We start from the raw sequence: 21150 nt of genomic DNA on the forward strand, positions 1-21150 counted from the left end.
TTAGGAGTGATGAGAAATGTTATTGCGTTACGGTCAGCATATGCCGAAGCTTCACCCTTCCGTATACGTCGCCGAAGGGGCGAAAATTATCGGGAACGTTCAGATCGGAGCGGACTCGAGCGTTTGGTACAATGCCGTGCTTCGGGGCGACATGGCGCCAATCGTGATTGGTAAGCGGTGCAACATTCAAGACGGAACCGTCGGGCACGTGAATACGGATGAGCCGCTGATCGTGGCTGACGACGTATCCGTTGGACATTCCGCCATCATTCACGGGTGCACGATAGGTAAAGGTACATTAATCGGCATGGGGGCCATTGTCCTGAACGGAGCCGAAATTGGAGAATATGCTTTAATAGGTGCAGGCAGTATCGTTACTGAAAACAAAAAAATCCCGCCCTATACGCTTTCCCTGGGTTCTCCCGCAAGAGTAGTCCGCGAATTGACGGATGCGGATTTGCAGCGAATGTACCGCACAACCCAAAATTACGTGGAGAAGGGGAAGGAGTATAGGATGTTCTAGACAATGTTTGGAGGTGCATCCTATGGATAAAATGAAAGCTACGTATGAAGTCATGTTGGGGCTGGCTGCCGAAATGGTATGGGACGAAGCGCTGCGCAAACACCGGAGCGAGGAGCTTTACCGCGAAATCGACCGCGCGCTTGCCACCGGAGACGAATCGGCTTTCCGCAATCTAACGGATGAACTGAGGTTGCTGAATTAAGCGAAAATAGAAGGCAGTCAGCGGATAAGCTGGCTGCATTTCTTTTTTTCTTCTGTCGAGGCATAATATGAAATATAATGGAGAAAAATGATGGAAGGGTGAAATCGATGAAATTCAGCGAAGTGGACGAGTCGTCATGGCAGGAGCTTCAGCCGTATTTTGACACTTGTCTCATTCCCTACACCGGATTAACCGGAAACGAAAACCCGATCGAGGCCACGGCGGCGCTGGAGCGGCTGCGGGATTTCTTGGACCTGGTCGAGATTCCGTTTAAGGGGAGAATGATTACATATCCTGCGTTCCAATACGGATTGCAGCAGGAACTGTCGCTTTTGAATGAAATTTGCCGAAACGTGAAAAAAGCCGGGTTTAAGCATGTGGTTGTAATGTCGGCGGACTGCAGCCTCCCCGAAAAGGATCTTCCGGATGCCGATTTGATCCTGGCGCGGCCGGCCATGCAAGCGGAGAATGGCAAGGAATTGGCTGGGATTGTGCAGGGCGAAATTCATAAATTATGGAACTCCGGAACCTAAGAAGTAATTGTGACAGAAATTCAACAATTTATTTGGTTAATTCTTCAACTATAGAATAAAAAGATCTGGATATTCTTGACGGTCTTATAAGGCTAATATATTATTATTATGTCCTAGTAAGTCGTGTGATGATAATCATTGAAAGCACTTAAAGAATTGGTTGACAAAGGGGGTTGAAGACATTATGAGCAACCAAAATGACCACCATGAACCATCTGAGAAACCACCCGGGCGTAAAGAAATGTCCCGTCGACAATTTCTTGCTTATACTTTAGGTGGTGCAACCGCATTTATGGCTATGGGGCCTGTGCTCCCGATGGTGCGGTTTGCAGTTGATCCGATTCTGCATAAAAAAGGTGAAGGCGAATTCATTAAGGTCGTGGAAGAAAGCAAAATTACAGACGAGCCTCAGGAATTCTCTTTTGAACTCCAGCAGCAGGATGGATGGTATGCGAGCAAGGCAACATTGACGGCTTGGATCCGTAAGGATGAAAAAGGGAAAATCTATGCGTTGTCCCCGATCTGTAAACACCTTGGCTGTACGGTCGGCTGGAACAATGATAAAAATTTCCCTGACGAGTATCACTGCCCATGCCATGGCGCACGTTACAACAAACTCGGCAAGAACTTGGCTGTAGCCCCTAAACCGCTCGATACGTACAAATTGAAATTGCAGGACGGTTGGGTGTATTTGGGACAGGTTGAGCCAAATACTGAAGTGAAATAGGAGGCGTAGATTCGGATGTTTAAGAATGTCTACAACTGGATTGACGAACGTCTTGATGTCACGCCGATTTGGAGAGACGTTGCTGACCACGAAGTGCCTGAGCATGTTAACCCGGCGCATCATTTCTCCGCTTTCGTGTACTGCTTTGGCGGATTGACGTTTTTTATCACGGTCATCCAGATTCTGTCGGGGATGTTCCTGACGATGTATTACGTACCGGACATCATTAACGCATACAACAGCGTTGAATACCTGCAAACGCAAGTGGCGTTCGGCCAAATCGTGCGCGGTATGCACCACTGGGGCGCAAGCCTTGTCATCGTCATGATGTTCTTACATACTATGCGCGTGTTCTTCACGGGCTCTTACAAAGCGCCGCGTGAAATGAACTGGGTCGTTGGTATGCTTCTCTTCTTTGTTATGTTGGGTCTGGGCCTCACAGGCTACCTGCTCCCTTGGGATAACAAAGCTTACTTCGCAACGAAGGTTACGTTGGAAATCGCGAATTCCGTTCCTTGGCTTGGGCCAATCATCAAGGAATTCCTGCAGGGCGGAACGATCGTCGGCGCGCAAACGCTCACACGATTCTTTGCACTGCACGTATTTTTCCTCCCGGCCGTATTGCTCGTACTGATGGTGGGACACTTCATTATGATCCGCAGACAGGGCATTTCCGGTCCACTATAATAAGAAGGGAGGAATATCGATGGCACACGGGAAAAATTCAAAAGAAAAAGTTGTGTACGTAGGAGACTCCCGCGTCAAAAAAGGCGCAGGGTTTATCACTCCTCCGGATTACACCGCGTATCCAGGCAAATCGGAAGCGTTCATCCCTAACTTTCTGTTGAAAGAATGGATGGTCGGCGTTGTCGTGCTCGTAGGATTTTTGGTGCTAACCATCGCTGAACCTGCACCATTATGGTTCCCGGCGAATCCGAGCGCTTCGATCATTCCGATGCCGGACTGGTACTTCCTGTTCCTGTATCAGTACCTGAAGATGCCTTATGCATCCGGTGATTACATCGTGCTTGGTACGATCGGCGTAACGGGCGTTGCCTTCGGTTCGCTGCTGCTCGCTCCGTTCATTGATACGGGCAAGGAGCGCCGCTTCTATCGGAGACCGATCGCTTCGTCGCTGATGATTCTTTCTTTGATTGCATGCGTGTATTTGACGAACAGTGCATGGCATCATTACAAAATGGAAATGGCTGAATCCGGCCAAGTGCCTGAAAACATTCAGCGCGAAGAAAAAGCTGCCGAGAACAAAGCCAAAGGCCTTCCGACGACAAGCGGCAACCAACAGAAAGAAATTGCGATTGTCGATAAAGAAAACCCGGCGATGGAATCCTTCAAGAAAGCGGGCTGTATCTCTTGCCACGCTGCCGATTTGAAGGGTGCCAGCGGACCATCGCTTCGTGGTGTAGGCGACAAACATGATAAAGCGGCGATCATGAAAATTATCAAAGAAGGTTACGAAGGAAGAATGCCGGCGCAGTATGACAATGCGATCGCGGCAGGCCTGACGGACAAAGACATAGATAATTTGGCCGATTGGCTTTCCAAACAAAAGGCCGAAGCTAAATAAGCCGAATATACTTACGAAAAACCTGATCGTGAAAGCGGTCAGGTTTTTTTAAAGGGCGGCGTATCGTTCATGAATGGCATGATTGAACATACAAAAAGGTCCTTTTATTCAGTCATTGTATACTAAACTATTTTAGCGGAAGGGATCATTTGTAACCCCACGGCGATTACAATGATCGCATGCCGCCAGGAGGGACGGCAGGTGTCCATTTCGTTTTTCTGGAGCCGCGCATTTTTGACCAACCGGGTTATTTTGTGGCTCCTGTTTTGGTGCAATTTGATCGGAACGGTTTACGGATATATGTGGTACGGCGACCAAATCGAATATACGCTCGCGCACAACGCGGTCTGGCAGGTGATATTCGTCCCGGACAGCCCGACGGCAAGTCTCTTTTTTACGATCGCCGTGTTGTTTCTTTTATATCCGCCGCAGTCGGCATTTTTCAAAGGATTCAGCCGGTTGATGGAATCGCTGGCCGTCGTCACCTCCGTCAAATACGGGGTATGGGCGGTGAGCATCATCTTTGCCGGAGCCGCGCAAGGCGACCATTTGGTATGGCAGGATTGGATGCTGGTCGCATCGCATCTGGTCATGGCGATCGAAGCTTTGCTGTTTGTGCGCTTTTTCCGCTTCGGGGCGATCATGCTGATTCCGGCTGCGGCGTGGACGTTTCTCAACGACTTCGTGGATTACACGTTTGGCGTATACCCGTGGCTTCCCGACGTGCTGCGCGACGATCTTGAAGGCGTGCAAAATTTCACGCTGGGCCTCACCCTGTTCAGCGTCCTGCTGGCCTGGCTTGTGCTCCGGTTGAGCAAACGCAATTCCGCATAGCTTGTTCTATGTCCATCCCTTCTGCCATACATTTACGGTAGGAGGGATGTCCTATGTTGCGGAGTTTACCGTTCAATCGCAAATATCGATGGTTTATCATATGGCTCGCAGCCTTGATCCTGTCCATGCAGGCTGCGGCCCCGCAGGCTTTTGCGGCCGACCGTCTAATGACCGAAAGGCCTGAAGATGCCGCCAAGCAGGCGGCAGCGTTAAGCCGGAAGGCGGATGAGCTTTACCAGCACGTCCTTGCGGGCGACATCAATCAGACGAAGGCCAAGCTGCAGGAGATCAACGTCATTTTCGAATCCTCCCCATTGCAAAAGCTGACCACCGTCGAAGGCATGCACGCCCTGTCGGAGAGCATCATCGAAATGAAGGAAGCTATTGCGCGGGTGCAGATCGATAAGGATCAATGGTTTACCGCGTCCGCCAAACTAAGGATGGCAGCCGACAGTTTAAACAATCCCAAACAGCCGATTTGGCTTCAATATTACAAGCTGATCCGCGAGGAACTCAACCTGATGAGGGCAGGGCTCGATCAAGGAGACATGCTGGGCGTGAAAAAAGCGTATGACCGCCTTCAGGAGCATTATGAAGTCATTCGTCCGGCGGTTATCATCCAACGAACCCCTTCGGACGTGACGATGGCGGATTCCTGGATGTCTTACATGGGAGGACTGGTGAATGCGGTGACGCCCAAACCGGCCGAGGTCGAAAGCATGATCGGGCAGGGCGAAGAAATGTTTAACGGGTTATTCGGCAAGAAAAAGGATTATCCGGCGCTGGCGCCGCTTGAACAGGTCGACGGGTCATGGCCGTGGCTGTTTTGGGGAGGGGCTTTTATCGCCGTCATCCTTGCTTATACCGCTTACCGAAAATATAGAGGCGAAAAAAACAGCTTTAAAAAAGTGACGCCAAGGACGTAACGCTCAAAAAGCTCCCTGAACGAAAGGTTCGGAGGAGCTTTTTTTGGCGTACGCAACGTTTTATGCCCGAGTTTTTGCCCAAAACATTTTTGAATGGAGTTCCCACGAGTGAAAAAGGGGAAGCCATCAGGCGCCATCAGGTTTCCTTGAACCCTTCCCCCAGCACGTCATGAACGTCGTTGATGATGACAAACGCCCGGGGATCGATCGATTTGACGATCTCGTTCAATCTCCGGATTTCATGTCTGGCGACGACGCAATACGCCATATGCTTGGCTTGTTTGGAATACGCGCCGATGGCCGGAATCAGCGTGACGCCGCGGTCCATTTCGGCCGTGATTTTGTCGGCGATCGCCGGGGCGTGGTCGCTGATGATCGTAAACGCTTTGGCCGCATAAGCGCCTTCCTGGATAAAATCGATGACCTTGGACGAGATGAACACGGCGACAAGCGTGTATAGAATTCTTTCTCTCGGGATAAAAAATAGGGAAGCGCCGATAATGACGATGTCGATGCCCAAAATGATCTGGCCCATGCTCCAGCCGAATTTGCGGTTGCAGATCCGAGCCACGATATCCGAGCCGCCTGTCGTCCCGCCGAACCGGAACACGATTCCGAGCCCCGCCCCAAGCGTGACGCCGGCATAAAGGGAGGCGAGAATATAATCGTGTTCGGTTTTGAAAGGGGTGATCCAGCCCCGGTTGATCCCTTTTTCGAACAGCCACAAAAAGAACGTCAGCGCGCCGATGCCGACGCCGGTGTAAATCATTTGCCTGCCGCCGAGGATTTTGAGTCCAAGCAAGAAAAGTGGAATGTTCAAAATGAGCGTCGAAAGCGCGGGCGGTATGGCGAACGCGTAGTTGAGCAGGACGGTGACGCCGGTGACCCCGCCTTCCATAAGCTGGTTGGGAATGATGAAATACAAAAGTCCGAACGCGTAAACCGCGGCCCCGAGAATGATCGGCAAAACCGTTTTCAAAGGTGAAATCCATTTTGATAACGTCATGAAACCCCTCGCATTAACCAGAAGTAGGAAGAACAAGCTCTTCGCTCCAATCATAGTATACCTTTTTCGGGGGGATTTAAAAAAGATTTGTGTTCATTTCGCCTTTGCGATAACATATGGAGTAAACTGATACCTTGTCTTAACGGGGTAGAACATGCAGATTTAAAGGGGGATGGTCCATCCGAGATGGAAAAGACACTAGCTGAAATGCAGAGGGAAGTCGACCGGTATATCTCCCAGTTCAAAGAAGGATATTTCAGTCCTTTGTCCATGCTGGCGCGGATGTCGGAAGAGGTCGGCGAGCTGGCTCGCGAGGTCAATCATTCCTTCGGAGAAAAACCGAAAAAAGCCACGGAGGAAGAAAACTCGATCGAGCTTGAACTCGGCGATATTTTGTTCATTACGATCTGTTTCGCGAATTCCCTCGGGATCGACCTGACGGAGGCGCATGACAAGGTCATGCATAAATTCAACACGCGTGACGCCGACCGGTGGACGAAAAAGGACACCGAATAAGCCCGTCATACATATGCTGTACAATAGCCCGTAATGACAGGGGGAGTACGGCAGGATGAAATCCGAACAATTTGTTCAAAAGGCATACCGCTGCATTTTGCAAAATGATTTCGAAGGGGCGCTTCAGTGGTTTGAAGCGGCTGCCGCGGAGGATCCGGGTTCCGCTGAAATCCGTTACCGCTGCTCCGTGACCTATGCGAGAAGCGGAAGGCTCGAAAAAGCGCTCGAGCATGCGCATAAGGCCTGCGAGCTGGACCCGGACAAATCGGAATATGCCCTGAATCTGCATCATCTGCAATCGATGCGGCTGGTGCAGGACGCAAAAAAGGTGCTCGATTCCGGGGATATGGCGCCTGCCAGCGAGCTGTACCGAACCGTTTCCGGCCTGAAGGAAGCCGTACGGCTTGACCCGCTGTACGGAGAGGCTTACATTTGGCTTGCCGTCGCATACACCCAGCTCAACGAGCACGCGCTGGCGATTGCATCATTAAAAGAAGCTATCGCCCTTCAGCCGCAGGATAACGGACTGCATGACATGCTGGATCAGCTCAAAAACCGGTTGAGCGCCTATTTGCATGATTCAACTACGTAGCGAAGAAAAGCGGGGGGAAAAGCTGATGTCAAATCAAATCAAAGTTGCGGTGGCCGGTGCGGCCGGAAGAATGGGGAAAGAGGTTGTCAAGCTGGTTCTCGAGGATCCGGATTTGCAGCTGGCCGCTGCGGTGAACCGGTCCCATGAAGGAACGGATGCGGGAACGCTCGTCGGTCTGCCGGCATGCGGCGTCAAGGTGACAAGCGATCTGGAGCTTGCTTTGGTCGAAACGAAGCCGGACGTGCTCGTCGATTTCACGACGCCGCAATTCGCTTATGCCAACACCGCGCTTGCGGTTGCCCACGGCGTCCGTCCCGTCATCGGGACCACCGGGTTTACCCCGGAACAAATCGAAGAGTTGGACAAGCAGTGCCAAAGCAAAGGCATCGGCGGCTTGATCGCTCCGAACTTTTCGATCGGCGCCATTTTGATGATGAAATTCGCGGCACAAGCCGCCAAGTATTTTCCTCATCTGGAGATCATCGAATACCATGGGGACCAGAAGCTGGACGCTCCTTCCGGCACCGCGGTCAAAACCGCCGAGCTGATCGCCCAGAACCGCGAAGAAATTCGCCAGGGCAATCCGAAGGAAGAAGAGACGATTGAAGGCGCGCGCGGCGGCTATTACAACGGCTTCCGCATTCACAGCGTCCGTCTGCCGGGCGTTTTCGCCCAGCAGGAAGTCATCTTCGGCGGATTCGGGCAGACGCTAAAAATACGCCACGATTCCTATGAACGGGCAGGATATATGCCGGGTGTCAAAATGGCGATCGAAAAGGTTATGGGTTACACCGGCATGGTTTACGGATTCGATCATTTTATAGAGTAGCTTCCGAAGGAGTGGGACAGGATGAAAATCGCGTTTATCGCACACGACCGCAAAAAAGACGAAATGGTCAATTTTGTCACGGCATACGAAAATGTGTTTGAAGGCCATGAACTGTATTCGACCGGAACGACCGGCAAACGGATCATGGAAAACACGAGCTTGAAAATTCACCGCTTCATGTCCGGCCCGCTGGGCGGCGATCAGCAAATCGGGGCGCTTGTTGCCCAAAACGAGATGGACCTGATCATCTTCCTGCGCGACCCGCTGATGGCTCAGCCGCATGAACCGGATATCAACGCGCTGCTGCGGCTTTGCGACGTACAGGGGATTCCGCTCGGAACGAATATCGCAACCGCGGAAATTTTGGTGAAAGCATTGGACCGCGGCGATTTCGCATGGCGCGAGCTCGTACATAAATACAAGCCTGGTGTTGAGGAATGAGCGAAAGGCTGGATATTTTGGTGTTCGGCGCGCATGCGGATGACGCTGAAATCGGCATGGGCGGCACCATTATCAAGCATGTGGACGCAGGTTACCGCGTTGGCATTTGCGATCTGACCTATGCCGAGATGTCTTCGAACGGCACGGTGGAACGGCGGCGGCAGGAAGCCGAAGCGGCGGCCGGGGTACTCGGGCTCGCGATGCGAAGCAACCTTGGTCTGCCCGACCGGGGATTGTTTATCACCCCTGGGCATGTACAGCGGATCACCGAAGAAATTCGGCGTTACGCTCCCCGCATCGTGTTCGCTCCTTATTGGGAGGATCGGCATCCGGATCATGTCGCGTGCAGCAAGCTGGTGGAAGAAGCCGTGTTCAACGCCAAGCTCCGCCGGTACATGCCGGACATGCCTGCCGTGCTTGTGGAACAGCTTTATTTTTACTTCATTAATGATATGGGACGGGCGGATGTCATGGTCGACATTACCGCCGAGCAGGCGAGAAAGGAACAAGCGCTTCTCTGCTACCGCTCCCAGTTTGAGAGCGCCCTCGGCGAAGAGGATGCCGTTTCGACTCCGCTCAATCAAGGGTATATCGAACGCGTCCGTTCCCGGGACAAGCTGACGGGACAGCGCCGGCTGATTCCGTATGCGGAAGGTTTCGCGGCGCGTTCGCCGTTTCTCGTGGACAAATTCATGTAGAGATCCTTTCAACAAGTCAGGACTGATCTTCGGCAGCTGCGCGAGGGTCAGTTCTGACTGTCTTCTGTGGAGATACGCCGATAGACGATATTCTTTCGCTTTCAGGACAAAAAATCTTAAACACATCTTTTCGTAAGGGAGGCAGGAAGAATTGAGCCAACCATTAAAAATAGGAATCACGTGTTACCCTTCCCTTGGCGGTTCCGGCGTCGTGGCGACCGAACTTGGGAAGCTTTTGGCCGAAAAAGGGCATCAGGTCCATTTTATCGCGAACAGCATTCCGTTCCGCCTCGGCGGAACGTTTCATAAAAACATCTTTTATCACGAGGTGGAAGTGAGCGACTATTACGTGTTCCGCTATCCGCCGTACGAAATGTCGCTGGCGACGAAAATGGCGCAGGTTGCCAAAATGCAGCAGCTTGACGTTTTGCATGTCCATTATGCCGTGCCGCATGCGGTCTGCGCCTTTCTTGCCAAACAGATGGTGGGAGACCAGCTGAAGGTCGTGACGACGCTTCACGGCACCGACATTACCGTGTTGGCGCAGGACGAGTCGTTAAAAGACCTGATCCGGCTGGCCATCAACGAAAGCGATGCGGTGACGGCCGTTTCCCAGGACTTGATTCAGGAGACGCGGGAAGTGCTCGACATCAGCCGCGACATCGATTTGACGTACAATTTCGTGGACAAACGGATTTATTATCCGCGTGACATCTCCTCGCTGCGGGGGGATTACGCCGAGCCGCATGAAAAAATATTGATGCATATTTCCAATTTCCGGCCCGTCAAGCGGGTGGGGGATGTTGTCGACATTTTCGCGAGGGTTCACGAAAAGATTCCTTCCAAGCTGCTGCTCGTCGGAGAAGGGCCTGAGCTGCCGAAAGTGCAGTGCAAAATCCAAGAGCTCGGCCTTCAGGAAAAAGTGCTTTTCCTTGGAAAGCAGGACGACATCGCGCAGGTGATTTCGCTGGCGGATGTGCTGCTGCTTCCGTCGGAAAAAGAAAGCTTCGGCTTGGTTGCGCTGGAGGCGATGGCTTGCGGCGTGCCGACGGTCGGCTCGATTGCCGGCGGCATCCCGGAGCTTGTCGTTCACGGCGAAACGGGATTTTTGGCTCCGATCGGGGAGACGAAACGGATGGCGGATTACGCGATACAGCTTCTGTCCAATGAAACGTTGGCTTCCACGTTCCGGGAGGCCTGCTTGAAAAGAGCATGCGAGAAATTTTGCGACGGGCTGATCACGAAGCAATATGAGCAAATTTATTACCGCGTCCTTGGACGAGGGGTTCCGGAGCTGGATTCGGTCTGCGGCTGACCCGGGTTCGGGGTTACGCTAGGAGGAATGATGTTGGTGCGATGGAAACAAGCCGACGCCGCCATGGCGCGGCAGGGCGAAGAAGTGGTCTCAAGGCTGCTTGAGCACGGGTATGAGGCCTATTGGGTCGGCGGCTGCGTCAGGGACGAGCTGATGGGCAGACCGGTCGACGATATGGACATCACCACCTCCGCATTGCCGGAAGAGGTCCAGACGGTGTTCGAACGGACCGTACCGACAGGGATCCAGCATGGCACCGTCACGGTGCTTAGCGGGAATTACGCGTTCGAAGTAACCACATACCGCGTCGAAGGAGCTTACGAGAAGCATCGAAGGCCTGCCGAGGTGGCTTTTGTTCGCGATTTGAAGGAAGATTTAAAGCGGCGGGATTTTACGATCAATGCGATCGCCAGAGACTTGGACGGAAACGTCGTAGACCCTTTTCACGGAAAAGAGGACCTGAACCGCCGCGTCATCCGCTGCGTCGGAGATGCAAAAACGCGCTTTCAAGAAGATGCGCTGCGGATGGTTCGCTGCATCCGGTTCGCTTCGGTGTTCGGATTCGGCATTGCGTACCGGACATGGAGAGGACTTTTTGAGGAACGGGAAAACATCCGCCATGTGGCGATGGAGCGGTTCCGGGTGGAGCTGGAAAAGATGATGGCAGGCAGCAAGCCGTCGAGAGGACTTGGCCTGCTGTATCGCAGCAAGCTGCCGGCTTACGCCAAAGCTCCTTTTCCGCATGCATCCGAACCGGGATGGATCGGCCTGATCGATGAAATTCCGCCGGGACGGGTCACGGTCCGTTGGGCGTTTCTTCTTTTGGCCTGCGGGTTATCGGCGGACGAAGCGAATGCTCACCTCCGGGACTGGACCTTCCCCAATGCGATGAGGGAGCAAATTGTCGGCATTTTAAACGTCGGGGAAGCTGTAAAAGCGATCGGCGATACCTTGGAGCTCCGGTTGGGGTGGATCCGGATCGTGCTTCGGTTCGGGCGGGAAAGCTCCGAGGCGTGGCTGCAGCTGGCGGATACGCTGAGCTCCGGAGGGGCCGCAAACGATTACCCGATCGGCGTCATCCAAAACGGGCGGACGTGGACGGAGGAAATGGCCGTGTACCGGATGTCCGAGCTGGCGGTAACGGGCAAGGATCTGCTGGCCGCGTCGGGACGCAAGGGCGGGCCGTGGATGGGCGAAATCTTGAACGACTTGCTGTTGCGGGTCGCCTCGCGGGCGCTCCCAAACGATAAAAACCGATTAATCGAAGAAGCGAAACAGGTGATATCAACCGATGAGTGAAAAGTTAACGCTGCTGGATTTGCTGCTGGCGAATCCGCAGAAATTTTTGTCCGGCGAGGAAATCAGCCGCAGGTTGTCCGTCAGCCGCACGGCGGTCTGGAAGCAAATCAACAAGCTTAGGGAGGCTGGATACGAATTCGAAGCCGTTCCGAACAAAGGCTACCGGATCGTCAACCAACCCGAACGAATCGATCCTTCGGCGTTAAAAAAGACGTTAAAGACGAAAACCTTTGGCCTAAAGCTGGATGTGCTCGAGACGAGCGTATCGACGCAAGAGGAAGCCAGGGAGCTGGCCGAAGCAGGAGCCCCGGAAGGGACGCTGGTCGTTGCGGAGGAGCAAACGGGCGGCAAAGGCCGAATGGGCCGCAAATGGTTTTCCCCTAAAGGCAAAGGCATCTGGATGAGTCTGGTGCTGAAGCCCGCCCAGCCGCTGCATTACATGCCCCAGCTGACGCTGCTGACCGGGGTTGCGGTATGCCGAGCCGTCCGCAGAGTAACCGGCGTAATGGCCGGACTCAAATGGCCGAACGACCTGCTTGTCGACGGCCGAAAAATATGCGGAATCCTGTTGGAATCGGCCGCGGAGGACGAATACGTCCGTTACTGCATTGCCGGAATCGGCATCAGCGCCAATCTCGACGCCGAAGATTACCCGGATGAGCTGAAACCGGTAGCGACGTCTTTGAAAATCGAAGCGGGAGAGGCGATCGACCGCGTGCAGCTCATTGCGGCGGTGATGGAGGAATTCGAAGCCTTGTACGACTTGTACCGGCAAGAAGGGTTTGCTCCGATCGCCTTGCTGTGGGAGGCGCTGTCCGTCACGCTAGGAAAGCAAGTCACCGTTTATACGGCGGCGGGGCCCGTAACAGGCCATGCGAAAAAGCTGGATCACAGCGGAGCGCTGACGATCGTGACGGAGGATGGGCGGGAACTCCCTGTTTTTTCCGGAGATGTCGAACTTAGACGATGAAATTTTTCGCGGGATTTGGTATACTCACATGTAGAGGCGGTATCGGCATTTGGACCGAACTGCACTCTGCATGTGCATCGAATCACAACAGCATACAGCAAGCATACGTTGGATTCTGCTCTGAGCCGAAGGGACCGAGACAGAAGGGACGATCGCAAGTGACTCTTTTTTGCCCTTTCGGAACCTTTTTAGTGATCTGCTAAAAGGTTTTTTTGTTTTTGTTGCAATCATCCGAAGAAAGGGGCTGCACACTATGGCAGTGAAACATCCGCTTAACATCGTAAAAATGAAAAAGATGAAACAGGAGGGCACCGCGCTTAGCATGGTAACCGCCTATGACTTCCCGACGGCACGGCTGGCGGAGGAAGCGGGCGTCGATATGATTTTGGTCGGCGATTCGCTTGGCAACGTCGTGCTCGGGTACGAATCGACGCTTCCGGTCACCATCGACGACATGGTGTACCATACGCGTTCCGTCGTCCGGGGGGCGGGAAATACCTTCGTTGTCGCGGACTTGCCTTTTATGACATATCACGGGAGCATCGACGAAACGTTGCGCAACGTGCGCAGACTGATGCAGGAGGGCCATGCCCATGCCGTCAAGATGGAAGGCGGGAAAGAAATCAGCGCCGCCGTCGAGACGATCGTTGCGGCCGGCGTTCCCGTGCTGGGACATATCGGCCTTACTCCGCAGTCGGTGAACCAAATCGGGGGATACCGGATTCAGGGGAAAGACGAGCAGGATGCTGAACGCCTTTTGGAAGACGCGAAAGCTCTCGAAAAAGCCGGCGCCTTCGGCGTCGTCCTGGAGCTTGTAACGGAACAGGTGGCGGCCTATATTACGTCGCAGCTGTCCATCCCGACGATCGGCATCGGCGCCGGACGCGGCGTTGACGGCCAGGTGCTCGTTTTCCATGATATATTCCAATACGCTTCCCCGTACCGCACCAAAAAATTTGTCAAAACGTTCGGCGATGCCGGAACGATGATCCGCGAAGGTTTGGCTCAATACGTCAAAGAAGTGAAAGAACGTTCTTTCCCGGATGAGAGCCATGTATTCACAGCAGACGACCATGTCGTGGAAAATTTGTACGGCCGGGGCCGGGAAAAGGTGAATAACGCATGAAAGCCGTTCGAACAATCGCAGAACTAAGAAACGAAATACAGAATTTAAAATCATCGAACGAGAAAAAAACGGTCGGTTTGGTGCCGACGATGGGATATCTCCATGAAGGTCATGCCAGTTTGATCCGAGCCGCGAAGGAAAAAACGGATATCGTCGTGGTCAGCATTTTCGTCAACCCGATCCAATTCGGACCGGCGGAAGATTTTGAAACCTACCCGCGCGATGAACAAAGAGATTTGGCCGCTGCGGAAAAAGCCGGCGCCGATCTGGTGTTTCTTCCGTCCGTGGAGACGATGTATCCGAAGGCGACCAAAACGAAAATTGCCGTGTCCGAGGTGACTTCGGGCTTGTGCGGCGCTTCGCGTCCAGGGCATTTCGACGGTGTGACGACCGTGGTCGCCAAGCTGTTTAACATCGTCCAGCCGGACGCCGCTTTTTTCGGCATGAAGGACGCGCAGCAGGTCGCCGTCATCCAGCAGATGGTTTACGACCTCAATTTTAACGTTAACATCGTCCCTTGCCCGATTATCCGGGAAGAGGACGGTTTGGCGCTCAGTTCCCGCAACGTGTATCTGAGCCCTGAAGAACGCAAGCAGGCGCTGGTCCTCTCCCGTTCGCTGCGCGAAGCGAAAGAAGCGCTGGAGAACGGCCAAATTCGGACCGCGGGCGAAGCCAAAGCCTTTTTGACCGCAAAAATCATGGAATCCCCGCTGGCCGACATCGACTATGTCGAAGTTGCGGCATTTCCGGCGCTGACGCCGCTTGCGGAGGGCGAAAACGTCCTTGAACAAAACGGAGCCGTGTTGATGGCGCTCGCCGTCAAATTCGGACGAACCCGTTTGATCGACAATAGTTTGCTTCATCCGAAAGGGGAATTGAGACATGTTTAGAACGATGATGAAGTCCAAAATACATCGCGCTACCGTTACCGAAGCGAATTTGAATTACGTAGGCAGCATTACGATCGATGAAGAGCTGATGGAAGCGGCAGACCTGCTCGAGAACGAAAAAGTACAGGTGGTCGACAACAACAACGGCGCCCGGCTGGAAACGTATGTCATTCCGGGACCGCGGGGCAGCGGCGTCATTTGCCTTAACGGCGCGGCAGCGCGTTTGGTTCAGCCCGGGGATACGGTCATTATTATGTCCTATGCGATGATGTCCAATGACGAAGCCCAAACCTTTAAACCGACGGTCGTGTTCGTCAATGAACAGAACCGGCCGCTGACGACGATGAACAAAGAAGTCCACGCGACGATCATTTAAGGGCGGCACCTAACGAAGACAAGGAATGGCAGGCTCCGCGGAGAATGAAAACCGCCGCTTCAACAAAAAATGAATGCAGGTGACCGCACTGATTTCATTTTTAGTTTAAGGGTGGGATGCAGCGATGTTCCAGCATGTATTCGCGGAAATGAACCACATGTTAGATGAAATCATGAAACATTACCCGACGGCGGAAGAGCCCCAGAAACATCAGCTGATCCAGAAATGGAACATGCTGAAAACGATGAGCGACGGCATCATTGATGAATGGTTGTCCTTCGAGGAAAAGATGGGGGAATTCCGCCAACATGTCGAGGTGCCCGCCGCCTTATTTTCTCATCAGAGCTCGCCCGAAATGGAATTAAGCGCATTCGTGCGCGGTCAAGGTTACTTCCGGCTGCTGATGTACCGTCAGGCCGCGCAGCAGTTTTCCCAAGTCATCCGTCAATATCCCGACAGTCTTTTGGCAAGGATGTATTTGGCCATGTCCCACTTGCATATGGACGAAACGGAGGAAGCGCAAAAAAACTTCCAATGGATTCTTCCGCTCGCCAAAAGCCAAAAGCTGAAGGCGATGATTTACAATGCTTTGGGCTGCATCGCCGCGAAGCATGGAGCGACGGGAAAGGCGCAGGAATTTTTTACCGTCGCGTTGCAGTGCGATCCCTCGCTGCCCGATCCGCTCATTAATTTGAAGGTGTGCCAGCAGAACCGCGGTCAGCTTCAATACGGCAGCCAGCTGATTTCGATGATGTAGGAAAATGCGAAGAGGCCGATGCATATGCGCTTTCGGTAAGCGCCTAGCGCATCGCCTTTTTGCTGTCCGTTAATTTTCAAATGTGAAATCTTCTGTTATGCTGGTAATTGAGACTGGAATGAAAGGATTAAAAGAATCATGAAATTTGCCGTACTGGATTTTGAAACGACAGGCAACCAGTCCGCCGATGAAATCATTCAAGTTGGACTTGCCATCATAGAAGAAGATTTGACCATATCCCGCGTGTACGGTTCCTATGTCAAACCGACGGTGGAAATACCGCCGTTCATTACGGGGCTTACCGGCATTACGGAAGAGGATGTGGCGGATGCGCCGCCGTTGGAAGAGATGCTGATGGAGCTCGTGCCGATGCTGGACGATGTCGTTCTGGTGGGGCACAACGTCGCATTCGACTTCAATTTCCTGCAGAACGCGCTCGACAGCAGCGGTTATCTTCCGTTCTCCGGGCGAATTCTCGACACGCTGGATTTTCTGAAAATATGTTTTCCGTCGTTGACCTCCTACCAATTGGGACAGGTGACGTCGCATTTCGGCATCCAGCATGACCGTCCCCATCAGGCGGATAGCGACGCGTTGGCCACGGCATATGTATTTTTAAAATGTCTGGAAGAATTAAACGACCTTCCGCTCATTACGCTGCAGCGGCTCAGCGAGCTGTTTGCGGATGAAGACAGCGACCTCGGGTGGTTTTTCGACGGATTGTGCCAGCAAAAAGAGCAGGAGCCGATCCAGGACTTGAACAGCCACAATTTCTACCGTCAGTTCGCCCTGGCCGTCGAGGACTGGACCGAGATGAAACCTCCGCGGGACGAGGCGGAAGGCAATCCGCTCGCCGGGATGGAATTCAACGAATATTTGGGCGAAATCCAAAAACGGCTTAAACTTATTATGCCCCAATACGAGGAGCGCGAACCGCAATCGATGATGTTCGACCAGGTGATGAACGCGCTGAATGAAGACAAGCATTTGCTGATCGAAGCGGGAACGGGGACCGGCAAATCGCTTGGTTACCTCATTCCATCCATATACCAAAGCGTCAAGCAGCAGCAGAAAGTGATGATCAGCACGCATACGATCAACCTTCAGGAGCAGCTGCGCGAGCGGGACGTGCCTTTATTGACGCAGGTTGTGCCGTTTCCGTTCAAGGCGGCCGTCTTTAAGGGCAGACAACATTATTTGTGTTTGAGAAAATTTGAACATAAAATAAACAGAAGAGACTTTTTTAATCCCAAGGAAGATACGATTACGGCGGCGCAAATGATCGTTTGGCTGGCGCAGACCGAAAACGGGGATGACGAAGAACTGAATCTCGGCGGAAGGGGCGGCGATTTCTGGGAAACGGTAAGCAGCGATTCGGATTCCTGCCTGGGACGAAGCTGTCCATGGTTCCGCAAATGTTATTACCACCGGGCGAAACATGAGGCGGGCATCGCGGACGTGGTCATCACGAACCACTCCAAGCTGTTCACCGACGTCAAAGCAGGACATCAGCTGCTGCCGTCTTACGAACGTCTCGTCATCGACGAGGCCCATCATTTGGAGGACGTGGCCGGCAAGCATCTAGGCCTGAATATGAAGTATTTTAGCGTCGTCCACACGCTGACACGCCTATACAAAGATTCGCGCAGCGGACAGCTTATCGCTCTTCGCCAGCAGCTGCAGCCGTCCGGACAGGATCGGGCAAGCGACTGGATCGCCGCGATTGACCGCATGAGCGAAGATTTGGTGGACGTCAAGGAAACGTGGGATAAGCTCAGCGAATCCCTTTTCGGCCTGATGCCGGAACGAAATGACGTTTCGCCGGGCGAAGCGGGGCAATTCGTGCTCCGGCTGCAGCCGTCGAAATGGCCGCAGGAGTGGGAAGCGCTGAAGGGGCTGGAAAACCAGATCCACGTCAAAATCAGCGAGATCGTCCGCCGCGGCGAAAAAATGCTGGCGGAATACAAAGAAAACGAAGACGATTACAGCGCCGACAGCCTGATTACAGACCTCAGCGGCCTGTTCAAGGATCTTGCCGCCGAACGCGACGACCTGCGGACCTTCATGAACTTGAACGATGAAACCGTCGTTTATTGGATGGAAGCCAGCAGCCATTTCCGCAGCAAATCGCTGCAGTTGTACGCGGTCCCGGTGGATGTCAGCAAACAGCTGAAGGAATTGTTTTTCGACAAAAAGAAAAGCGTTATTTTAACGTCGGCGACGTTGTCGGTAGACAAATCCTTCCAATATATGATCGACAATCTCGGCCTGGAGGAAGACCAGGAAAGCGGTCGCCTCGTGACCGTGCAGCTTCCGTCTCCGTTCAAATACCGGGACCAGGCGCTTCTCGTCATCCCGCGGGATTTCCCCAGCGTCAAAGGAAGCGTCGGCGACGCCGTGTTCGTCGATACGCTGGTGCGCTCCTTGGCGGACGCAGCCGTTGCGACGCACGGGCGGATGCTGGTGCTGTTCACTTCGTACCGGATGCTGCGGCAGGTGCATGAGCCGTTGAAAAACGCCCTTGCGGGCAGCGACATCACCGTTCTCGGCCAAGGCGTCGACAGCGGCAGCCGTACCAAGCTCATCAGACGTTTCCAGGACAGCAGCGCTTCGGTGCTGCTCGGTACGAGCAGCTTCTGGGAAGGGGTCGATATCCCCGGCGAGGCATTGACCTGCCTTGCGATCGTAAGGCTTCCGTTCCAGCCGCCAAACCATCCGCTGTACGAAGCGAAAGCGGAGCTTTTACAGCGCCAGAAAAAAAATCCGTTCATGAAGCTTTCCGTGCCTCAAGCGGTTATCCGTTTTAAACAGGGGTTCGGCCGCTTGGTTCGTACGGCGAATGACCGCGGCATCGTCATCGTTTACGATACGCGGGTGATCGAGTCTTATTACGGGAAATATTTTCTCTACTCCTTGCCGGGGCCAAAGATGGAGCATATGAATACGGAAAAAATGGTTCCCCGTATATCTGAATGGCTTCAAGAGGGTTAACGCACCCTTTTCATACGATGTTAACGATAGAAATTAAGCTGTTAAATAGGGGGAACAAGCATGAAATCGGAGAAAATTTCCGAAGCGGTCGTCCGCAGACTGCCAGTATATTTACGTTATTTGAATGATTTGAACAAGCGGGAGGTTGCGACGGTCTCCTCCCAGGAGCTTGGCTTGAAACTCGACCTGAATCCGGCGCAAATCCGCAAGGATCTTGCCTATTTCGGCGATTTCGGCCGGAAAGGGATCGGGTATGACGTTTCGTACCTGATCGAAAAAATCCGCCACATTCTGAACCTGGACCAGCAGATCAACGCGGTGCTGGTAGGCGCCGGGAATTTGGGCCAGGCCCTTTCGAATTACAACTATTACCTTCGCGAAAACATTAAAATCGTGGCGGTGTTCGACGAAAATCCGAAAAAGATCGGAAAACGGATCAATACGCTTACGGTGCAGCCGATGGAGGAAATGACGGACACGATCAAAAAACACAATATCCGGATCGGCATCATCACCGTGCCCGCCGTCGAAGCCCAGAACGTGGCGGATCAACTGATCGGGGCCGGAATCGAAGCGATTCTGAACTTCGCGCCGACGATCCTGAAGGCTCCGGCCAACATCCGGATTCATGCGGCGGACTTTACGACCGACCTGCTGAGCTTGGCATATTATTTGGATAACGGAAAGGAAGGTTCCACCGATGACGGAGAACAAGACAACGAATAAATGGATCATCGCGAACGGCAGCTTTGCCGTGCCTGATCAAGACAAGCCGGTAATCCGCGGATATATGGTGATCGAGGACGACCGCATCGCTTATATCGGGGAAGAAAAACCGGAACTTGAAGGCGATGTTCCCGTATTCGACGGGACGCATCTGTTTTTTATGCCCGGATTGGTCAATACGCACGGACATGCGGCGATGTCGCTGCTGCGCGGATACGGGGATGATCTGGCCCTGCAAATCTGGCTTCAGGAAAAAATGTGGCCGATGGAAGCCAAATTCACTTCATCCGATGTCTACTGGGGTACGTCCTTATCCGTACTGGAAATGCTGAAAGGCGGCACGACAACCTTCCTCGACATGTACGACCATATGGATCAAGTGGCGAAAGTGACGGAAGAATCGGGAATACGCGCCTCCCTGATGCGCGGCGTCATCGGTTTGTGTTCCGAGGAGCTTCAGCGCCACAAGCTGAACGAGGCGATCCAATTCGCGCGCGACTGGAACGGAAAGGCCAACGGCCGGATCACGACCATGATTTCGCCGCATGCGCCGTATACTTGCCCTCCGGATTATATCGAAAAATTCGTGCAGGCGGCGCATGATATGGATCTGCCGATGCATACCCATATGTCCGAAACGATGGCCGAAGTGGAGCAAAACGTCAAGGAATACGGTCTGCGTCCGGTTGCCCACCTGGAAAAGCTCGGCGTATTTTCGAGACCGTCTCTGGTGGCGCATGCCGTTCATTTGACCGATGAAGAAATCGGCATTTTGGCGAGCAACAACGTGGCCGTTTCCCATAACCCGGGAAGCAACCTGAAGCTGGCAAGCGGCGTGGCGCGCGTGACGGACTTGCTCAAGGCCGGAGTGACGGTCTCTCTTGGAACCGACGGAGCGGCAAGCAATAACAATTTGGATATGTTCGAAGAAATGCGTCTCGCCGCATTGATCCATAAAGGGGTTTCCGGCGATCCGACGGCAATTCCGGCGTACGAAGCGCTGAAAATGGGAACGATCTACGGCGCGGAGTCCCTTTTCCTGAAAGACGTCGGCACGCTGGCTCCGGGAATGAAAGCCGATTTCATCGCGCTCAACACCGACCAGGCCCATTTTATTCCGCACACCGATCTGATTTCCCACGCCATTTATTCAGCTTGCGGCAAAGACGTTGAGCACGTATGGGTGGACGGCAAGCAGGTCGTGAAACACGGCGCCTGCCTGACCATGGACGAAGAGCGCATCCGCCGGGAAGCCCAAGCCGCTTTTGAAGGTCTCTTGGCCCGATAG

The 21150-nt window shown here is 53.3% G+C and carries 24 protein-coding genes; 23 read left to right on the forward strand and 1 reads right to left on the reverse strand.

Annotated elements, in window-relative coordinates; all coding sequences use genetic code 11:
• Positions 1–16: 16 nt before the first annotated feature.
• From GQY55_RS11375 to GQY55_RS11410, 8 genes are all read left to right on the forward strand, one after another.
• A complete protein-coding gene (locus GQY55_RS11375; RefSeq protein ID WP_160041306.1) occupies positions 17–523 on the forward strand; it encodes a gamma carbonic anhydrase family protein in 507 nt (168 codons plus the stop codon).
• Between the two features lie 22 nt (positions 524–545).
• A complete protein-coding gene (locus GQY55_RS11380; RefSeq protein WP_036710053.1) occupies positions 546–725 on the forward strand; it encodes an IDEAL domain-containing protein in 180 nt (59 codons plus the stop codon).
• 77 nt (positions 726–802) lie between these two features.
• The gene (locus tag GQY55_RS11385; RefSeq protein WP_236575547.1) at positions 803–1258 is read left to right on the forward strand and encodes a DUF2487 family protein; all 456 of its coding nucleotides are present in this window, start codon (positions 803–805) and stop codon (positions 1256–1258) included.
• A 184-nt stretch (positions 1259–1442) separates the two neighbouring features.
• Positions 1443–1985 carry a ubiquinol-cytochrome c reductase iron-sulfur subunit gene (locus tag GQY55_RS11390; RefSeq protein ID WP_201452138.1) on the forward strand — a complete coding sequence of 181 codons (543 nt, stop codon included), beginning with the start codon at positions 1443–1445 and terminating at the stop codon, positions 1983–1985.
• Positions 1986–2000: 15 nt separating this feature from the next.
• The gene (qcrB, locus tag GQY55_RS11395; protein ID WP_160041310.1) at positions 2001–2672 is read left to right on the forward strand and encodes a menaquinol-cytochrome c reductase cytochrome b subunit; all 672 of its coding nucleotides are present in this window, start codon (positions 2001–2003) and stop codon (positions 2670–2672) included.
• A 19-nt stretch (positions 2673–2691) separates the two neighbouring features.
• Entirely contained in the window at positions 2692–3570 is an 879-nt protein-coding gene (locus GQY55_RS31925) for a menaquinol-cytochrome c reductase cytochrome b/c subunit (protein WP_160041312.1), read from the forward strand.
• 201 nt (positions 3571–3771) lie between these two features.
• Positions 3772–4404 (forward strand): DUF1405 domain-containing protein, encoded by a 633-nt coding sequence (locus GQY55_RS11405; protein WP_160041314.1) that lies wholly within the window; start codon positions 3772–3774, stop codon positions 4402–4404.
• A gap of 53 nt (positions 4405–4457) precedes the next feature.
• Positions 4458–5330: a sporulation protein YpjB gene (locus GQY55_RS11410; protein WP_160041316.1), complete on the forward strand. Its 873-nt coding sequence runs from the start codon at positions 4458–4460 to the stop codon at positions 5328–5330.
• 136 nt (positions 5331–5466) lie between these two features.
• Here GQY55_RS11410 and GQY55_RS11415 read toward each other — a convergent pair whose 3' ends face one another.
• Complete coding sequence (locus tag GQY55_RS11415; protein WP_160041318.1) at positions 5467–6336, reverse strand: YitT family protein; 870 nt, start codon at positions 6334–6336, stop codon at positions 5467–5469.
• A gap of 186 nt (positions 6337–6522) precedes the next feature.
• On the opposite strand from GQY55_RS11415, the gene GQY55_RS11420 reads away from it, so the two are divergent.
• From GQY55_RS11420 to GQY55_RS11490, 15 genes are all read left to right on the forward strand, one after another.
• Positions 6523–6852 (forward strand): nucleotide pyrophosphohydrolase, encoded by a 330-nt coding sequence (locus GQY55_RS11420; protein ID WP_160041320.1) that lies wholly within the window; start codon positions 6523–6525, stop codon positions 6850–6852.
• A 55-nt stretch (positions 6853–6907) separates the two neighbouring features.
• A complete protein-coding gene (locus GQY55_RS11425; RefSeq protein ID WP_160041322.1) occupies positions 6908–7444 on the forward strand; it encodes a tetratricopeptide repeat protein in 537 nt (178 codons plus the stop codon).
• A 25-nt stretch (positions 7445–7469) separates the two neighbouring features.
• Positions 7470–8273, forward strand: coding sequence for a 4-hydroxy-tetrahydrodipicolinate reductase (gene dapB, locus GQY55_RS11430; RefSeq protein ID WP_160041324.1), 804 nt, complete (start codon positions 7470–7472; stop codon positions 8271–8273).
• Positions 8274–8294: 21 nt separating this feature from the next.
• Positions 8295–8714 carry a methylglyoxal synthase gene (gene mgsA, locus GQY55_RS11435; RefSeq protein WP_160041326.1) on the forward strand — a complete coding sequence of 140 codons (420 nt, stop codon included), beginning with the start codon at positions 8295–8297 and terminating at the stop codon, positions 8712–8714.
• The gene (gene bshB1 / locus GQY55_RS11440) at positions 8711–9412 is read left to right on the forward strand and encodes a bacillithiol biosynthesis deacetylase BshB1 (protein ID WP_160041328.1); all 702 of its coding nucleotides are present in this window, start codon (positions 8711–8713) and stop codon (positions 9410–9412) included. Before mgsA ends, bshB1 begins: the two co-directional genes overlap by 4 nt.
• Positions 9413–9563: 151 nt before the next feature.
• A complete protein-coding gene (gene bshA / locus GQY55_RS11445; RefSeq protein ID WP_160041330.1) occupies positions 9564–10727 on the forward strand; it encodes an N-acetyl-alpha-D-glucosaminyl L-malate synthase BshA in 1164 nt (387 codons plus the stop codon).
• A gap of 30 nt (positions 10728–10757) precedes the next feature.
• Positions 10758–12026, forward strand: a complete 1269-nt coding sequence (locus GQY55_RS11450; protein ID WP_236575548.1) for a CCA tRNA nucleotidyltransferase — start codon at positions 10758–10760, stop codon at positions 12024–12026.
• Positions 12019–12996: a biotin--[acetyl-CoA-carboxylase] ligase gene (locus GQY55_RS11455; RefSeq protein WP_160041334.1), complete on the forward strand. Its 978-nt coding sequence runs from the start codon at positions 12019–12021 to the stop codon at positions 12994–12996. The genes GQY55_RS11450 and GQY55_RS11455 overlap by 8 nt, the downstream gene beginning before the upstream one ends.
• A gap of 253 nt (positions 12997–13249) precedes the next feature.
• Positions 13250–14122, forward strand: coding sequence for a 3-methyl-2-oxobutanoate hydroxymethyltransferase (gene panB, locus GQY55_RS11460; protein WP_160041336.1), 873 nt, complete (start codon positions 13250–13252; stop codon positions 14120–14122).
• The gene (gene panC, locus GQY55_RS11465; RefSeq protein ID WP_160041338.1) at positions 14119–15012 is read left to right on the forward strand and encodes a pantoate--beta-alanine ligase; all 894 of its coding nucleotides are present in this window, start codon (positions 14119–14121) and stop codon (positions 15010–15012) included. The genes panB and panC overlap by 4 nt, the downstream gene beginning before the upstream one ends.
• Entirely contained in the window at positions 15005–15388 is a 384-nt protein-coding gene (gene panD / locus GQY55_RS11470; RefSeq protein WP_160041340.1) for an aspartate 1-decarboxylase, read from the forward strand. Before panC ends, panD begins: the two co-directional genes overlap by 8 nt.
• A 124-nt stretch (positions 15389–15512) precedes the next feature.
• The gene (locus tag GQY55_RS11475; protein ID WP_160041342.1) at positions 15513–16145 is read left to right on the forward strand and encodes a tetratricopeptide repeat protein; all 633 of its coding nucleotides are present in this window, start codon (positions 15513–15515) and stop codon (positions 16143–16145) included.
• 138 nt (positions 16146–16283) lie between these two features.
• Entirely contained in the window at positions 16284–19136 is a 2853-nt protein-coding gene (dinG, locus tag GQY55_RS11480; RefSeq protein WP_160041344.1) for an ATP-dependent DNA helicase DinG, read from the forward strand.
• A gap of 60 nt (positions 19137–19196) precedes the next feature.
• A complete protein-coding gene (locus GQY55_RS11485) occupies positions 19197–19862 on the forward strand; it encodes a redox-sensing transcriptional repressor Rex (protein ID WP_160041346.1) in 666 nt (221 codons plus the stop codon).
• A complete protein-coding gene (locus GQY55_RS11490) occupies positions 19837–21150 on the forward strand; it encodes an amidohydrolase (protein WP_160041348.1) in 1314 nt (437 codons plus the stop codon). Before GQY55_RS11485 ends, GQY55_RS11490 begins: the two co-directional genes overlap by 26 nt.

Origin of the sequence: Paenibacillus sp. USDA918EY (genome assembly GCF_009870825.1) — a bacterium.
In the GTDB taxonomy this organism is placed as follows: domain Bacteria; phylum Bacillota; class Bacilli; order Paenibacillales; family Paenibacillaceae; genus Paenibacillus_AQ; species Paenibacillus_AQ albilobatus.

Excerpts from the sequence above, each read along its gene's own strand:
- qcrB (WP_160041310.1), top strand. The coding sequence starts at position 2,001 with ATGTTTAAGAATGTCTACAACTGGATTGACGAACGTCTTGATGTCACG.
- GQY55_RS31925 (WP_160041312.1), top strand. The coding sequence starts at position 2,692 with ATGGCACACGGGAAAAATTCAAAAGAAAAAGTTGTGTACGTAGGAGAC.
- GQY55_RS11490 (WP_160041348.1), top strand. The coding sequence starts at position 19,837 with ATGACGGAGAACAAGACAACGAATAAATGGATCATCGCGAACGGCAGC.
- panB (WP_160041336.1), top strand. The coding sequence starts at position 13,250 with ATGGCAGTGAAACATCCGCTTAACATCGTAAAAATGAAAAAGATGAAA.
- GQY55_RS11475 (WP_160041342.1), top strand. The coding sequence starts at position 15,513 with ATGTTCCAGCATGTATTCGCGGAAATGAACCACATGTTAGATGAAATC.
- panC (WP_160041338.1), top strand. The coding sequence starts at position 14,119 with ATGAAAGCCGTTCGAACAATCGCAGAACTAAGAAACGAAATACAGAAT.
- GQY55_RS11455 (WP_160041334.1), top strand. The coding sequence starts at position 12,019 with ATGAGTGAAAAGTTAACGCTGCTGGATTTGCTGCTGGCGAATCCGCAG.
- GQY55_RS11385 (WP_236575547.1), top strand. The coding sequence starts at position 803 with ATGGAGAAAAATGATGGAAGGGTGAAATCGATGAAATTCAGCGAAGTG.
- mgsA (WP_160041326.1), top strand. The coding sequence starts at position 8,295 with ATGAAAATCGCGTTTATCGCACACGACCGCAAAAAAGACGAAATGGTC.
- GQY55_RS11410 (WP_160041316.1), top strand. The coding sequence starts at position 4,458 with ATGTTGCGGAGTTTACCGTTCAATCGCAAATATCGATGGTTTATCATA.
- GQY55_RS11425 (WP_160041322.1), top strand. The coding sequence starts at position 6,908 with ATGAAATCCGAACAATTTGTTCAAAAGGCATACCGCTGCATTTTGCAA.
- GQY55_RS11390 (WP_201452138.1), top strand. The coding sequence starts at position 1,443 with ATGAGCAACCAAAATGACCACCATGAACCATCTGAGAAACCACCCGGG.
- panD (WP_160041340.1), top strand. The coding sequence starts at position 15,005 with ATGTTTAGAACGATGATGAAGTCCAAAATACATCGCGCTACCGTTACC.
- GQY55_RS11450 (WP_236575548.1), top strand. The coding sequence starts at position 10,758 with ATGTTGGTGCGATGGAAACAAGCCGACGCCGCCATGGCGCGGCAGGGC.
- GQY55_RS11415 (WP_160041318.1), bottom strand. The coding sequence starts at position 6,336 with ATGACGTTATCAAAATGGATTTCACCTTTGAAAACGGTTTTGCCGATC.
- dapB (WP_160041324.1), top strand. The coding sequence starts at position 7,470 with ATGTCAAATCAAATCAAAGTTGCGGTGGCCGGTGCGGCCGGAAGAATG.
- GQY55_RS11380 (WP_036710053.1), top strand. The coding sequence starts at position 546 with ATGGATAAAATGAAAGCTACGTATGAAGTCATGTTGGGGCTGGCTGCC.
- dinG (WP_160041344.1), top strand. The coding sequence starts at position 16,284 with ATGAAATTTGCCGTACTGGATTTTGAAACGACAGGCAACCAGTCCGCC.
- bshB1 (WP_160041328.1), top strand. The coding sequence starts at position 8,711 with ATGAGCGAAAGGCTGGATATTTTGGTGTTCGGCGCGCATGCGGATGAC.
- GQY55_RS11485 (WP_160041346.1), top strand. The coding sequence starts at position 19,197 with ATGAAATCGGAGAAAATTTCCGAAGCGGTCGTCCGCAGACTGCCAGTA.
- GQY55_RS11420 (WP_160041320.1), top strand. The coding sequence starts at position 6,523 with ATGGAAAAGACACTAGCTGAAATGCAGAGGGAAGTCGACCGGTATATC.
- GQY55_RS11375 (WP_160041306.1), top strand. The coding sequence starts at position 17 with ATGTTATTGCGTTACGGTCAGCATATGCCGAAGCTTCACCCTTCCGTA.